Genomic DNA, 14663 nt, shown 5'->3' with positions numbered 1-14663 from the left:
TCTTGCCCGGGAACGCTACCAACCGGGACCGACAGCCCGTGCCGCCCGGCTCACCCCAGCCGGTACACCCGTCGCGCGTTCCCCGCCGCGATCATCGCCGCCACCCGCTGCGCGTCCGTACGGGACCAGGCGCCGTCCATGACCCACTCGCCCAGCACCCGGGTGAGCGCCGCGCGGAACGAGCCGGCCGCGACCACGTGGAGCTCGGGCAGGCCCCGGGCGCCGCTGGAGAACAGCAGCTTGCCGAACGGCGCGCGCTCCAGGACCTCGGCGAGGACGGCCGCCGCCCGGGCCCCCGTGTGGGCGAGCACGGGGCCGAGGTCGGCGTACACGTGCGGGTGAAGTCCGGTGAGGTGCGCGGCGGCGCGGTGGTACGGGTAGCGGTGCAGCAGCACCAGGTCGGTGCCGAGCCCCGCGGTGGCGGCGGCGAAGCCGTTCAGGGCGGCCGGGTCCCCCGTGTGCAGCTGGAGGGGGCGCCCGGCCGTCACCGCGATCCACAGCAGGTGGCGGAGCAGGACGGGGTCGGTGAGCCGGCCGCCGGCCGGGCGGCCGGCCAGCCAGCGCCCGGCGGCTCCTCGTACCTCTCCGGGGCCGGGCGGCTCGGGCGCACGCGCGGAGGCGAAGGCGGAGGAGGCGAAGGCCACGGCGCCGGCGGCCGCGCCGTGGACGGCCTCGGCGAGGTCGGCGAGGAGGGCCTCGACGGTTCCGGAGGTGTCGGCCACCTGTTCGGCGAGGGATTCGAGGCGGACGATCTCGTGGACCTCGGCGGCGCCCGCGGCGCCGAGCTCGGCGGGGGGCGTGAGGTCGCCGGGGTGGCCGGTGTCGACCAGATAGGTGGAGATCCCGGAGGCCCGGAGCAGCCGGCGGCCGGCCTCGGCGGCGCCGAGCTCCCGGCGGCGGGCGAGGTACCGGGCGGGCGGGCAGTGCGGCTCCAGACCGAGGAGCGGCGGGCACCAGCGGCGGACCGCGAAGCCGGTCTGGGTGTCGAAGAAGGTGGTGCCGGCGGCGGGGCGTGCGGCGCTCCCGTCCGGCCGGCTGCCCAGCTGGGCGCCGAGGTGGGCCTCGAAGGTGCCGAGGCCGAGCTCCGTGCGGAGCACCCCGTGGCAGTACTGGTCCACCAGGTTCGGCGTGTCGATCATCTCGGGGGGCTCCCTGTGTGGACGTGTCTCCACACGTCCTAACGGGTGAGCCCCGCGCGAGGTTGTTGCCTCAGCTGTGCGAGGCGCCGCCGATCTGGATGCCGGCCATCCGGGACCACTCGTACGGACCGGTTTCGACCTTGGCGGCGAACTCGCCGTCGAACTCCTCGTGGAGGGTCAGACCGGCCTTCTCGGCGGCCTGCTGCGCGACCGCGTGGCTCGGCGCGACGAGGTCGCCCCAGCCGCCGTCCGTGCCGACCAGGACGATCCGGGTGCCCGCCTGGCCGATGTGCGCGAGGTGGCCCTCGGAGCCGCCGTGCGCCTTGGAGAAGGCCTGGATCTCCTTGGCGAGCCTGGCGGCCTTGCGCTCTTCCTTCTTCGTTTCTGCCATGACACGGATGCTACCGAGGGGTAGATCCGGTGGCGACGGCCGGGCCGTGTGGGCTGTCCCACGTGGCCCGGCCGTCGGCCGTACACGATCAGATGAGCGGTTGTCTCAGCGCAGGAAGGGGTCCACCGCGACCGCCACGAAGAGCAGCGACACATAGGTGATGGACCAGTGGAAGAGGCGCATCTCCTTGAGCTTGGCGCCGGTGACCTCCGCCTTGGCGCGGTTGAGGAGCGCGTGCGCCTCCCAGAGCCACCAGCCGCCGGTGAGCAGGGCCACGGCGGTGTAGAACCAGCCGGTGTAGCCCAGCGGGGTGAGCAGCAGGGAGACGGCGACCATCACCCAGCTGTAGACGACGATCTGCTTGGCCACGACCTTGTTGGAGGCGAGCACCGGCAGCATGGGCACGCCCGCGCGGGCGTAGTCGTCCTTCACCTTCATCGACAGCGGCCAGTAGTGCGGCGGCGTCCAGAAGAAGATGACGAGGAAGAGGATGACCGCGGCCCACGACATCGAGTCGGTCACGGCCGACCAGCCGATGAGCACCGGAAGGCAGCCGGCGATGCCGCCCCACACGATGTTCTGCGCGGTGCGCCGCTTCAGGATCATCGTGTAGACCACGACGTAGAAGAGGAGCGCGCCGAGCGAGAGGGCGGCGGACAGCCAGTTGACGAGCAGGCCGAACCAGAGCGTGGAGATCACCGCGAGGCTGAGTCCGAAGACCAGTCCCTCGCGCGGCGTGAGCACGCCGGTGACGAGCGGGCGCTGCGAGGTGCGCTCCATCAGCGCGTCGATGTCCCGGTCGATGTACATGTTCAGCGCGTTCGCGCCGCCCGCGGAGAGGTAGCCGCCGAAGCAGGTGGCGAGCACCAGCCACAGGTCGGGCACGCCCTGCTCGGCGAGGAACATCACCGGAACGGTCGTGATGAGCAGCAGCTCGATGATCCGCGGCTTGGTCAGCGCCACGAATGCCTTGACGCGGGCCCCGAACGGCCGATGGCCCCCCGGGCTGGGAGTCAAGACGACCCCTGCGGGTCGGGACTCGACGGCCGTCACGCACACCCCTGACAGAGAAATTCCCAGCAAGCTCCCCGGGTGAAGACGGGGTAAAGCTTGCGCGTACCACGCCACTGTAGACGTTGCCCAGACGCCGATCTTCGCGGGGGTGGGGTCGTGTTGGTGCGGTACGTCCCAAGGGGTGGACACGGTTCGCGGGCGGCCGTGGGCGTGGCTCGGGAGGCGAACTCCCACGACCACCGGCACTCTTGCTGTGTCCTTTCATTTCTCCGCTCATTTGAGGGGCATGGACACGAAAAGAGGGGCGTTCCGCGGGGGTAGGCTCGACAACGCCGGTACACCCTCAGTCACCGGCTTCAGACATGTGGAGAGGAGCCCTGACCCAGGGTGAGCACTAAGCCGACCACCACAGACCTCGAGTGGACCGAGTTGGACCAGCGGGCTGTCGACACCGCCCGCATCCTGGCCGCGGACGCCGTACAGAAGGTCGGCAACGGCCATCCCGGTACGGCGATGAGCCTGGCGCCCGCCGCGTACACCCTCTTCCAGAAGGTGATGCGGCACGACCCGGCGGACCCCGAGTGGGTCGGGCGCGACCGGTTCGTCCTCTCCGCGGGACACTCGTCCCTGACCCTCTACACCCAGCTGTACCTGGGTGGCTTCGGGCTTGAGCTGGACGACCTGAAGGCCTTCCGCACCTGGGGTTCGAAGACCCCCGGCCACCCGGAGTACGGTCACACCGCCGCCGTCGAGACCACCACGGGCCCGCTGGGCCAGGGTGTCGCCAACGCCGTGGGCATGGCGATGGCCGCCCGCTACGAGCGCGGCCTGTTCGACCCGGAGGCCGCGGACGGCACCTCGCCGTTCGACCACCGGATCTACGTGATCGCCGGTGACGGCTGCCTGCAGGAGGGCATCTCCGCGGAGGCGTCCTCGCTCGCCGGCCACCAGAAGCTCGGCAACCTGATCCTGCTGTGGGACGACAACCACATCTCGATCGAGGGCGACACCGAGACGGCCGTGTCCGAGGACACGATGAAGCGGTACGAGGCCTACGGCTGGCACGTCCAGCGCGTGGAGCCGCAGGCGAACGGCGACCTGGACCCGGCCGCGCTGTACGCGGCGGTCAGGGCCGCCGAGGCGGAGACCGAGCGTCCCTCGTTCATCGCGATGCGCTCGATCATCGCCTGGCCCGCCCCGAACGCGCAGAACACCGAGGCCGCGCACGGCTCGGCGCTCGGCGACGAGGAGATCGCGGCCACCAAGCGCGTCCTGGGCTTCGACCCGGAGCAGACCTTCGAGGTCACCGACGAGGTCATCGCGCACACCCGTTCGCTGGGCGACCGCGGCCGCGAGGCCCGCGCCGCCTGGGAGAAGTCGCTCGCCGAGTGGCGCACGGCCAACCCGGAGCGCGCCGCCGAGTTCGACCGCATCCAGGCGAACGAGCTGCCGGCCGGCTGGGCCGAGAAGCTCCCGGTCTTCGAGCCGGGCAAGGGTGTCGCCACCCGTGCCGCCTCGGGCCAGGTCCTCAAGGCGCTCGGCGCGGTCATCCCGGAGCTGTGGGGCGGCTCGGCCGACCTCGCCGGCTCCAACAACACGACGATCGACAAGGACTCGTCGTTCCTGCCCGAGGGCAACCCGCTGCCGGAGGCCGACAAGTACGGCCGCACGATCCACTTCGGCATCCGCGAGCACTCCATGGCCGCGGAGATGAACGGCATCGCGCTGCACGGCAACACGCGCGTCTACGGCGGCACCTTCCTGGTGTTCTCCGACTACATGCGCAACGCGGTGCGCCTGTCCGCGCTGATGCACCTGCCCGTGACGTACGTCTGGACCCACGACTCGATCGGTCTGGGCGAGGACGGCCCGACGCACCAGCCGGTGGAGCACCTGGCCTCGCTGCGCGCGATCCCGGGTCTGAACGTGGTCCGTCCGGCCGACGCCAACGAGACGGCGATCGCCTGGCGCGAGATCATGCAGCGCCACACCAAGGTGTTCGGCAAGGGGGCCCCGCACGGCCTCGCGCTGACCCGCCAGGGCGTGCCGACGTACGCGCCGAACGAGGACACCGTCAAGGGCGGGTACGTGCTCTTCGACGCCGAGGGCGGCTCGCCCGAGGTCGTGCTGATCGCCACGGGTTCCGAGGTGCACCTGGCCGTCGAGGCCCGCGAGCAGCTCCAGGCCGCCGGCGTCCCGACCCGTGTGGTCTCGATGCCGTGCGTGGAGTGGTTCGAGGAGCAGGACCAGGCGTACAAGGACTCGGTCCTGCCGCCGTCGGTGAAGGCCCGGGTCGCGGTCGAGGCCGGTATCGGTCTCACCTGGCACAAGTACGTCGGTGACGCCGGCCGGATCGTCTCCCTTGAGCACTTCGGTGCCTCGGCGGACGCGAAGGTCCTCTTCCGTGAGTTCGGCTTCACGCCGGAGGCGATCGTCGCCGCCGCGCGGGAATCCGTGGCCGCCGCCGCGCGCTGACGTCCATACGTACGACTTAATGGAGATGCAATTCTCATGACAGACGCTCTCAAGCGCCTCTCCGACGAAGGCGTCGCGATCTGGCTGGACGACCTCTCGCGCAAGCGGATCACGTCCGGCAACCTGGCCGAGCTCATCGACCAGAGCCACGTGGTCGGTGTGACCACGAACCCGTCGATCTTCCAGAAGGCCATCTCCTCGGGTGACGGCTACGAGCAGCAGCTCGTCGACCTCGCCGCCCGCAAGGTGACCGTCGACGAGGCCATCCGCATGATCACGACGGCGGACGTCCGTGACGCCGCCGACATCCTGCGGCCGGTCTTCGACGCGACGGACGGCCAGGACGGCCGGGTCTCCATCGAGGTCGACCCGCGTCTCGCGCACGAGACGGCCGCGACCATCGCCGAGGCCAAGCAGCTGGCCTGGCTGGTGGACCGCCCCAACACCCTGATCAAGATCCCGGCGACCAAGGCGGGCCTGCCGGCGATCACCGAGGTCATCGGCCTGGGCATCAGCGTCAACGTCACGCTGATCTTCTCGCTGGAGCGCTACCGCGCCGTGATGGACGCCTACCTGGCGGGCCTGGAGAAGGCCCGCGAGCGCGGCCTGGACCTCTCCAAGATCCACTCGGTGGCCTCCTTCTTCGTCTCCCGCGTGGACACGGAGATCGACAAGCGCCTGGACGGCATCGGCACCGACGAGGCCAAGGCGCTCAAGGGCAAGGCCGCCCTGGCCAACGCCCGTCTGGCCTACGAGGCGTTCGAGGAGGTCTTCTCCTCGGACCGCTGGGCCGCCCTCGACAAGGCGCAGGCCAACAAGCAGCGTCCGCTGTGGGCCTCGACCGGCGTCAAGGACCCGGCGTACAAGGACACGCTGTACGTCGTGGACCTGGTCGCCCCCGGCACGGTCAACACCATGCCGGAGGCCACCCTGGAGGCCACCGCCGACCACGGCGAGGTCACCGGCGACACCATCCGCGGCACCTACGACCAGTCGCGGGCCGAGCTGGCCGCCGTCGAGAAGCTGGGCATCAGCTACGACGACGTCGTGCAGCTCCTGGAGGACGAGGGCGTCGAGAAGTTCGAGGCGTCCTGGAACGACCTGCTCAAGTCCACCGAGGCGGAGCTGGCGCGCCGCGGATCTTCGGAGGCGTAACCACTTTGAGCGCAGTCCACGGAGCCAACCCGCTCCGTGACGCCGCAGACCGACGGCTCCCGCGCATCGCGGGGCCGTCGGGCCTGGTGATCTTCGGCGTCACGGGCGATTTGTCCCGTAAGAAGCTGATGCCTGCCGTCTACGACCTGGCCAACCGCGGCCTGCTGCCGCCGGGCTTCTCGCTCGTCGGCTTCGCCCGCCGCGAGTGGGCGGACGAGGACTTCGCCCAGGAGGTCTACGAGGCCGTCAAGCAGCACGCGCGCACCCCCTTCCGCGAGGAGGTGTGGCAGCAGCTGATCCAGGGCATGCGGTTCGTCCAGGGCGACTTCGACGACGACACGGCCTTCGAGCAGCTCAAGACCACGATCGAGGAGCTCGACAAGGCACAGGGAACGGGCGGCAACTTCGCCTTCTACCTCTCCGTGCCGCCGAAGTTCTTCCCGCTGGTCGTCCAGCAGCTCAAGAAGCACGGTCTCGCCGACCAGAAGGACGGCTCCTGGCGCCGCGCGGTCATCGAGAAGCCCTTCGGCCACGACCTGGTCTCCGCCAAGGAGCTCAACGAGGTCGTCCACGAGGTCTTCCCGCCCGACGCGGTCTTCCGGATCGACCACTACCTCGGCAAGGAGACCGTCCAGAACATCCTGGCGCTCCGCTTCGCCAACACCCTCTTCGAGCCGATCTGGAACCGGTCGTACGTCGACCACGTGCAGATCACCATGGCCGAGGACATCGGCATCGGCGGCCGCGCCGGCTACTACGACGGCATCGGCGCCGCCCGTGACGTCATCCAGAACCACCTGCTCCAGCTGCTCGCGCTGACCGCGATGGAGGAGCCCGCCTCCTTCGACGCCGACGCGCTGGCCGCCGAGAAGACCAAGGTCCTCGGCGCCGTGAAGCTGCCCAGGGACCTGGGCAAGTCCACGGTCCGCGGCCAGTACGCGGCCGGGTGGCAGGGCGGCGCGAAGGCCGTCGGCTACCTCCAGGAAGACGGCATCGACCCCCAGTCGAAGACCGACACCTACGCGGCCGTCAAGCTGGAGATCGACAACCGCCGCTGGGCGGGCGTCCCGTTCTACCTGCGGACCGGCAAGCGCCTGGGCCGCCGCGTCACCGAGATCGCGGTCGTCTTCCAGCGCGCCCCGCACTCCCCCTTCGACCACACCGCGACCGAGGAACTCGGCCGCAACGCCATCGTGATCCGGGTCCAGCCGGACGAGGGCGTGACGGTGCGGTTCGGCTCCAAGGTGCCCGGCACCCAGATGGAGATCCGGGACGTGTCCATGGACTTCGCGTACGGCGAGTCCTTCACGGAGTCCAGCCCCGAGGCGTACGAGCGGCTCATCCTCGACGTCCTGCTCGGCGACTCGAACCTCTTCCCGCGCGTCGAGGAGGTCGAGCTGTCCTGGAAGATCCTCGACCCGATCGAGCAGTTCTGGGACAAGCACGGCAAGCCCGCGCAGTACCAGTCCGGGACCTGGGGTCCGGTCGAGGCGGACGAGATGCTCGCACGAGACGGCAGGAGCTGGCGCCGGCCATGAAGACCGACCTGACGGACACCACGTCCTCCAAGATCAACAAGGCGCTGGTGCTCGGGCGGCGGGCGATCGGCACCCCGGCCGTCGGCATGGTGCTCACCCTCGTGATCGTCACCGACGAGGAGAACGCCTACGACGCGCTGAAGGCGGCCAACGAGGCGTCCCGCGAGCACCCCTCGCGGACCCTCGTCGTCATCAAGAGGGTCTCCCGCTCCCCGCGGGACCGCGCCAAGGCGCGGCTCGACGCCGAGGTCCGCCTCGGCGCCGACGCGAGCACCGGCGAGACGGTGGTGCTCCGGCTGTACGGCGAGGTCGTCGACCACGCCCAGTCGGTGGTGCTGCCGCTGCTCCTCCCGGACGCCCCCGTCGTCGTCTGGTGGCCGGTGAACGCGCCGTCCGACCCGGCGAACGACCCGCTGGGCGCCCTCGCCCAGCGCCGGGTGACCGACACGTACGCCGCCGAGCAGCCCATCCAGGAGCTGACCGCGCGCGCGGACGCGTACACCCCGGGCGACACGGACCTCTCGTGGACCCGGATCACGCCGTGGCGTTCGATGCTGGCCGCCGCGCTCGACCAGGTCGTGTGCGAGGTGACCTCCGCCGAGGTGGAGGGCGAGGAGTTCAACCCCAGCGTCGAGCTGCTCGCGATGTGGCTCGCGGACCGGCTGAAGGTGCCCGTGCGGCGCTCGAAGTCGGCGGGTCCCGGTCTCACCTCCGTACGGATGGAGACCAGCTCGGGACCGATCGTCCTCGACCGGCCGGACGGCTCGCTCGCGACGCTCTCCATCCAGGGGCAGCCGAACCGCGCGGTGGCCCTCAAGCGCCGCGACACCGCCGAGCTGATCGCGGAGGAGCTGCGCCGGCTCGACCCGGACGACACCTACGCGACGGCGCTGCGGTTCGGCGTGGAGCGGCTCGACGAGGAGGCGGCGACCACCGCCCCCGAGACCGTCGTCGACACGGTGGTGGAGACCGAGGTGGAGACCGTCGTGGAGACGGCCCCCGCCGCCAAGCCCGCCGCGAAGAAGGCCCCGGCCAAGAAGGCGGGCGCCAAGTGAGCACCCCCCAGCTGGTCGTCCACCGCGACAAGGAGCTGATGGCCGAGGCCGCCGCGGCCCGGCTCATCACCCGGATCGTGGACGCCCAGGCCGCCCGTGGCTCCGCCTCGGTCGTGCTGACCGGCGGCCGCAACGGCAACGGCCTGCTCGCGGCGCTCGGTTCGGCGCCCGCACGGGACGCGGTCGACTGGTCGCGGCTCGACCTGTGGTGGGGTGACGAGCGGTACCTGCCCGAGGGCGACCCCGAGCGGAACGTCACGCAGGCCCGTGCGGCGCTGCTCGACCGGGTGCCGCTCGACCCGGCGCGGGTGCACGCCATGCCGGCCTCGGACGGTCCGTACGGCTCCGACGTCGACGCCGCCGCGGCCGCGTACGCGGCGGAGCTGGCCGCCGCCGCGGGTCCCGGTGACCACGGCGGGGTGCCGACCTTCGACGTGCTGATGCTGGGCGTCGGCCCGGACACGCACGTGGCCTCGCTCTTCCCCGAGCTGCCGGCCGTCCGGGAGACCGAGCGGACGGTGGTCGGGGTGCACGGCGCGCCGAAGCCGCCGCCGGTCCGCGTCTCGCTGACGCTCCCGGCGATCCGGGCGGCCAAGGAGGTCTGGCTGCTCGCGGCCGGCGAGGACAAGGCGAAGGCGGCGGCGATCGCGCTGTCGGGCGCGGGCGAGGTGCAGGCCCCGGCGGCCGGTGCCCGCGGCCGCGCGCGGACGCTGTGGCTGCTGGACGCCGCAGCGGCGTCGGAGCTGCCGCGGAGCCTGTATCCGCCGGCCTCGGCCTGATCGACCTGTACGGAGGCCCGGTTCACCGCTCGGTGGGCCGGGCCTCCGGCGTGTGCGCGGGCTGCTGTACCCGGGTGTCCGCGGAGGTGTCCGCGGGTGTGTCAGCGGGTTCCAGGAAGGGCGCGAGGAGCCCGGGCACGGCCTCGGCGGCGAACACGAGGCCCTGGCTCTCCCCCGTGTCGTACACGTCGTAGCCGCCCGCCCCCGCCGCCGTGGTGGCGGTGACGGTCAGGACCCCGGCGCGGCGCTGGAAGAACGACTGCCTGACGGTCCAGCCGATGACCCCGGAGCGCTGGAGGGCGACGGTCGTCCGGCGGACGGTGCCCGAACGGGTCACCAGATAGGCGCCGCTGACGCCGTGTCCGAGTCCGCGGTACGCGTCGAGCGCGAGGAGCACCGCGACGGGGGTGAGGACGAGGGCGCAGCCGGCCGCCACGTACAGCAGGACCGGCGTGAGGAACAGGCCCAGGAGGGCCAGGACGGCAGCGGGCCCGAGGGCGCCCCACAGGGCCCGGCGCAGCCGACGGGCGCGGGCGGCCCGGGGATGGGCGGCGAGCGGCGCCCCGGTCGGCGGCTCCGGCTCGCGCAGGACCTGGGCGGCGACCCGGTCGGCACGCTCCCGGGGGACGGCCGGCAGCAGGTTCTTCAGGTCGCCGTGCTTGTCGTCGTCGTCCTGGGCGAGGCCGGTGGCGACGGCGTCGACGCGGGCGGCGCCGAACAGCCGCACCCCGAGCGGCTCGACGAGTTCGATGCCGCGCAGACGGCGCTCCTCCAGGGTGACCGAGCGGGCGGTGAACAGACCGCGGCGGACGCGCAGGGTGCCGCCGGGCTCGCGCTCCAGGCGGTAGTTCCACCACGTCTCGACCCAGACGCCGAGGGCGCCCACGGCGCCGACGGCGGTGGCGAGCAGGAGCAGGTCGAGGACGATCCAGGTCGGGGAGACGTCCCGGAAGCGGTCCTCGGTCCAGTCGATGACCTTGCCCCGGGCTCCGAACCACTCACTGACCTGGAGCACGGCGCCGGCCGCGGCGCCGCCGAGGGCGGGGGCGAGGAAGGAGACGGGGGCGTAGCGGATCCAGCGCGGGTCGAGGACGGCCAGGAGGCTGTCGTCGCCGGGCTCCTCGGGGGTCTCGGCGCGGATGAGGAGCTCCTGGCGGAGCCGTTCGCCCTCGGCTCGGGTGACCAGTTCGAGTGCGAGGGTGGACTCTCCGCCGGTGTGTTCACCGGTGCCGATGCGGACCTTGACGAGGCCGAGGACGCGCTGGAGCGGGTTGGCGGTGAGGTCGACGCTGCGGATCCGCTCGCGGGCCAGGGAGCGGCGCTTGAGCAGCAGGAGCCCGGTGTGGAGGCCGACCTGCTCGGGGTCGACGCGGTAGCGGGTGCGGCGCAGCCGGACCCAGTCGGCGGCGGTGCCGGCGAGGACGAGCAGCACGGCACCGGCGAGGACCCAGGCGACGGCCTGCCAGAGGGGCCGGTCTCCGGAGAGGGCGGCCGTGGCGGGGAGCGCGGCGCCGGCGGCCACCCCGCAGAGGACGGCGGCGTCGGCGACCAGGGTGCGCGGGTCGAGCCGCCGCCATTCCTCCTCGCTCATGTGGCGTCCCCCGGTGTGGCGCGGGTGATGAGGGTGAGCCGCTCGGCGAGCTCGGCGGCCCGTTCGTGGTCGAGCCCCTCGATGCGGATCGCGCCCTTGGAGGAGGCGGTGGTGACGGTGACGGTGGCGAGCCGGAAGGCCTGCTCCAGCGGGCCGCGCACGGTGTCGACGGTCTGGATCCGGGACATCGGGGCGATCCGCCACTCCTGCCGGAGGGCGCCGGTGCGCACGTAGACGGCGTCGTCGGTGACCTCCCAGCGGTGCACCCGGAACCACCAGGAGGGGAAGAACGCGGTGCAGGCGAGGCCCAGGGCCGCCACGGCCCCGGCCGCGACCAGCAGCCAGGACCGGGCGGGTCCGATCAGTGCGCCGAGCACCCCCAGGACCACGACCGGGACCGCGGTGGTCACGAGCAGCTGGACCCGCCACCAGGTGACGGCCCGCTCGTCGACGGCGTTCCTGGGCGGCCGCAGCCGCACCGCGTTCTCCCCCGTCACGGGTCTACCGTCCGCGCAGCGAGCGGTAGACCGAGACGAGCGCGGCGGTGGAGCTGTCGAGCTGCTCGGCTCCCTCGCCCTCGGTCAGGACCGGCTCGATCCTCTTGGCGAGGACCTTGCCGAGCTCGACGCCCCACTGGTCGAAGGAGTCGATGTTCCAGATGGCGCCCTGGACGAAGACCTTGTGCTCGTAGAGCGCGATCAGCTGGCCGAGGACGGACGGGGTGAGCGCGTCGGCGAGGATCGTGGTGGTCGGGTGGTTGCCCTGGAAGGTCTTGTGCGGGACGAGCTCCTCGGCGACGCCCTCGGCGCGCACCTCGTCGGGCGTCTTGCCGAAGGCGAGCGCCTGGGTCTGGGCGAAGAAGTTGGCCATGAGCAGGTCGTGCTGGGCGACGAGGCCGGGCAGCAGGTCGTCGACGGGCCGGGCGAAGCCGATGAAGTCCGCCGGGATGACCTTGGTGCCCTGGTGGATCAACTGGTAGTAGGCGTGCTGCCCGTTGGTGCCGGGGGTGCCCCAGACGACGGGACCGGTCTGCCAGTCGACGCGGTTGCCCTGGCGGTCCACGGACTTGCCGTTGGACTCCATGTCGAGCTGCTGGAGGTAGGCGGTGAACTTGGACAGGTAGTGCGAGTACGGCAGGACCGCGTGCGACTGGGCGTCGAAGAAGGCGCCGTACCAGACGCCGAGGAGACCGAGGAGGAGCGGGGCGTTCTCCTCGGGCGGGGCGGTGCGGAAGTGCTCGTCGACGAGGTGGAAGCCGTCGAGCATCTCGCGGAAGCGCTCGGGGCCGATGGCGACCATCAGGGAGAGGCCGATGGCGGAGTCGTAGGAGTAGCGGCCGCCGACCCAGTCCCAGAACTCGAACATGTTGGCGGTGTCGATGCCGAACTCCTCGACCTTCTCGGCGTTGGTCGAGAGGGCCACGAAGTGCCGGGCGACGGCCTCCTGGCCGGCCCCCAGCTCGGTGAGGAGCCAGTCGCGGGCGGAGGTGGCGTTGGTGATCGTCTCGATGGTGGTGAAGGTCTTCGAGGCGACGATGAAGAGCGTCTCGGCGGGGTCGAGGTCGCGGACCGCCTCGTGCAGGTCCGCGCCGTCGACGTTGGAGACGAAACGGAACGTCAGATCCCGTCGGGTGTAGGAGCGCAGGACCTCGTAGGCCATGGCGGGGCCGAGGTCGGAGCCGCCGATGCCGATGTTCACGACGTTCTTGACGGGCTTGCCGGTGTGGCCGGTCCACTCGCCCGCGCGCAGCTTGTCGGCGAAGGCTCCCATCTTGTCGAGGACGGCGTGGACGCCGGGGATCACGTTCTCCCCGTCGACCTCGACGACGGCTCCGCGGGGGGCGCGCAGCGCGGTGTGGAGGACCGCCCGGTCCTCGGTGGTGTTGATCTTCTCGCCACGGAACATGGCGTCGCGGAGCTCGGCGACGCCGGTGACGGCGGCGAGTTCACGCAGCAGGGTCAGCGTCTCGTCGGTGACGAGGTGCTTGGAGTAGTCCAGGTGGAGGTCGCCGACGCGCAGGGTGTCGCGGGTGCCCCGCTCGGGGTCTGCGGCGAACAGTTCGCGCAGATGGGTGTCGCCCAGCTGCTCACGGTGCTTGCCGAGGGCCGCCCACTCGGGCAGCCGGTTGAGCCTGGTACGGCCTTCGCTTGTCATCTCGGACATCGCCCACTTCTTCTCAATACTGCTTGTCTGCCCCGCTGCACCTCCAACCTAATTGATCAGGGGCGTCAACGACGCGACGGCGAGCGCGAACAGCGCCGCCGCGAGGAGGGCGGGTGTGTGCGGTCCCGGGCCGGCGGCCGCGGCGCCGCCGAGGAGGGCCCCGAGCGGGGCGCCCGCGACGGCGAGGGTGCGGAAGGCCGCCGCGATGCGGCCGAGCATGCCCTCGGGGGCACGCTCCTGCATGAGGGTCGTCTGCTGGACGTTCCACACCGTCCCCATCAGGCCGAACACCGCCATGGCCCCGATCGAGACGGCGAGGGTGGTCGCCGTCCCCATGAGGACCAGGCAGCCGGCCTGGACGGTCCCGGCGAGGAACACGGCGCGTATCCGCCCGGTCCGCTCGGCGATCCACCGGGCGAGGAGCCCTCCGGCGACGGCTCCGAGGGCGTAGGCGGTGAGGGTGGCGGCGTATCCGGCGTTCCCCGCGTGGAGGCCGTCGGTGACGTGGACGACGAGGGTCGCGATGAGGGCGCCCATGCCCACGTTGCAGAGGGTGGTGGCGACGCAGAGCCACCACAGGTGCCGGTCCGCGCGCAGGGCGGCGAGACCCTCGGCCGTCTCGGCGCGCAGCGTGGACCCGGCCGGGCGGGGCGGCCGCTCGGGGGCCCCGGTCCGCAGGGAGGCGATGAGGAGGGCGGCCAGGACGTAGGTGACGGCGTCGGCCGCGTACGGGACGGCGGGCCCGGCGAGCAGCAGGACGGGCACCGCGGGTCCGGCGAGGAGTCCGCCGGCGAGCTGCTGACCGGTCATCAGCCGGGCGTTGGCCCCGGCGAGGGTCTCGGTGGGGACGAGGGCGGGCAGCAGGGAGGTGGCCGCGTTGTCGAAGAGGGTCCCCAGGGCGGTGAGGGCGAAGGCGAGGAGCAGCAGCAGGGCGATCGTGGCGTGTCCGAGGGCGACGACGGCGGCGAAGGCGGCCACGAGTCCGCCGCGGACGAGGTCGACGGCCCACATGGCCCGCCGCTGGTCGACGCGGTCGGCGACGGCCCCGCCGAGCAGTCCGAAGAGCAGCCAGGGCAGGAAGCCGCAGGCGGTGACGGAGGCGATGAGGAGGGGGTCGTCGGTGAGCGAGGCGGCGAGCAGCGGCAGCGCGGCGGTGCGCAGCGAGTCCCCGAAGCGGGAGACCACGGCCGCGGTCCACAGGCGTCCGAAGCCGCCCCGCCAGGCGGGCGCGGCCCTGGTGCCGCCCACGGACTCCGTCGTCGCCACGGCGCCCCCTCCGGTCCGTCGGTCCCTGTCCGCACGACAGTAGGGGAGGCCACTGACAGTCCGGCGCGCGAACGGGCCCTGCCCGCGAACCGAGTTC

Annotated in this window: 12 protein-coding genes; 5 read left to right on the top strand and 7 right to left on the bottom strand. The window is 72.1% G+C overall.

Annotated features, from left to right (window positions below):
* Window positions 1–50: 50 nt before the first annotated feature.
* From ABTY59_RS13965 to ABTY59_RS13955, 3 genes are all read right to left on the bottom strand, one after another.
* Window positions 51–1139, bottom strand: coding sequence for an amidohydrolase family protein (locus ABTY59_RS13965; protein WP_352019148.1), 1089 nt, complete (start codon window positions 1137–1139; stop codon window positions 51–53).
* Between the two features lie 70 nt (window positions 1140–1209).
* A complete protein-coding gene (locus ABTY59_RS13960) occupies window positions 1210–1530 on the bottom strand; it encodes a hypothetical protein (protein ID WP_352019147.1) in 321 nt (106 codons plus the stop codon).
* Window positions 1531–1635: 105 nt separating this feature from the next.
* Entirely contained in the window at window positions 1636–2583 is a 948-nt protein-coding gene (locus tag ABTY59_RS13955; RefSeq protein ID WP_352019146.1) for a heme o synthase, read from the bottom strand.
* A 348-nt stretch (window positions 2584–2931) separates the two neighbouring features.
* Between ABTY59_RS13955 and tkt the strand changes: the two genes are divergently transcribed.
* From tkt to pgl, 5 genes are read left to right on the top strand one after another with little or no spacing between them, the layout of a single operon-like run.
* Window positions 2932–5019 (top strand): transketolase, encoded by a 2088-nt coding sequence (gene tkt / locus ABTY59_RS13950; protein WP_352019145.1) that lies wholly within the window; start codon window positions 2932–2934, stop codon window positions 5017–5019.
* Between the two features lie 36 nt (window positions 5020–5055).
* Entirely contained in the window at window positions 5056–6174 is a 1119-nt protein-coding gene (tal, locus tag ABTY59_RS13945) for a transaldolase (protein ID WP_352019144.1), read from the top strand.
* 5 nt (window positions 6175–6179) lie between these two features.
* Window positions 6180–7712: a glucose-6-phosphate dehydrogenase gene (zwf, locus tag ABTY59_RS13940; protein ID WP_352019143.1), complete on the top strand. Its 1533-nt coding sequence runs from the start codon at window positions 6180–6182 to the stop codon at window positions 7710–7712.
* Entirely contained in the window at window positions 7709–8767 is a 1059-nt protein-coding gene (gene opcA, locus ABTY59_RS13935; protein WP_352019142.1) for a glucose-6-phosphate dehydrogenase assembly protein OpcA, read from the top strand. The genes zwf and opcA overlap by 4 nt, the downstream gene beginning before the upstream one ends.
* Complete coding sequence (gene pgl / locus ABTY59_RS13930; RefSeq protein WP_352019141.1) at window positions 8764–9546, top strand: 6-phosphogluconolactonase; 783 nt, start codon at window positions 8764–8766, stop codon at window positions 9544–9546. Before opcA ends, pgl begins: the two co-directional genes overlap by 4 nt.
* Window positions 9547–9568: 22 nt before the next feature.
* Here the strand turns inward: pgl and ABTY59_RS13925 are convergent, their stop codons facing one another.
* The 4 genes from ABTY59_RS13925 to ABTY59_RS13910 are packed head-to-tail and all read right to left on the bottom strand — an operon-like array spanning window position 9569 to window position 14566.
* Window positions 9569–11137: a PH domain-containing protein gene (locus ABTY59_RS13925; protein WP_352019140.1), complete on the bottom strand. Its 1569-nt coding sequence runs from the start codon at window positions 11135–11137 to the stop codon at window positions 9569–9571.
* Entirely contained in the window at window positions 11134–11634 is a 501-nt protein-coding gene (locus ABTY59_RS13920; protein WP_352019139.1) for a PH domain-containing protein, read from the bottom strand. The genes ABTY59_RS13925 and ABTY59_RS13920 overlap by 4 nt, the downstream gene beginning before the upstream one ends.
* A gap of 4 nt (window positions 11635–11638) precedes the next feature.
* The gene (gene pgi / locus ABTY59_RS13915; protein WP_403535134.1) at window positions 11639–13300 is read right to left on the bottom strand and encodes a glucose-6-phosphate isomerase; all 1662 of its coding nucleotides are present in this window, start codon (window positions 13298–13300) and stop codon (window positions 11639–11641) included.
* 48 nt (window positions 13301–13348) lie between these two features.
* The gene (locus ABTY59_RS13910; RefSeq protein ID WP_352019138.1) at window positions 13349–14566 is read right to left on the bottom strand and encodes an MFS transporter; all 1218 of its coding nucleotides are present in this window, start codon (window positions 14564–14566) and stop codon (window positions 13349–13351) included.
* Window positions 14567–14663: the final 97 nt, after the last annotated feature.

The sequence above is a fragment of the Streptomyces sp. NPDC096079 genome (assembly GCF_040303145.1).
Classification (GTDB): domain Bacteria; phylum Actinomycetota; class Actinomycetes; order Streptomycetales; family Streptomycetaceae; genus Streptomyces.
Note: the sequence above shows the minus strand (reverse complement) of the source record. Positions and strands in the feature narration are given on the sequence as shown.

Coding starts and splice junctions, on each gene's coding strand:
- ABTY59_RS13965 (WP_352019148.1), bottom strand. CDS start 1,139: ATGATCGACACGCCGAACCTGGTGGACCAGTACTGCCACGGGGTGCTC.
- opcA (WP_352019142.1), top strand. CDS start 7,709: ATGAAGACCGACCTGACGGACACCACGTCCTCCAAGATCAACAAGGCG.
- ABTY59_RS13925 (WP_352019140.1), bottom strand. CDS start 11,137: ATGAGCGAGGAGGAATGGCGGCGGCTCGACCCGCGCACCCTGGTCGCC.
- tal (WP_352019144.1), top strand. CDS start 5,056: ATGACAGACGCTCTCAAGCGCCTCTCCGACGAAGGCGTCGCGATCTGG.
- ABTY59_RS13960 (WP_352019147.1), bottom strand. CDS start 1,530: ATGGCAGAAACGAAGAAGGAAGAGCGCAAGGCCGCCAGGCTCGCCAAG.
- pgi (WP_403535134.1), bottom strand. CDS start 13,300: ATGTCCGAGATGACAAGCGAAGGCCGTACCAGGCTCAACCGGCTGCCC.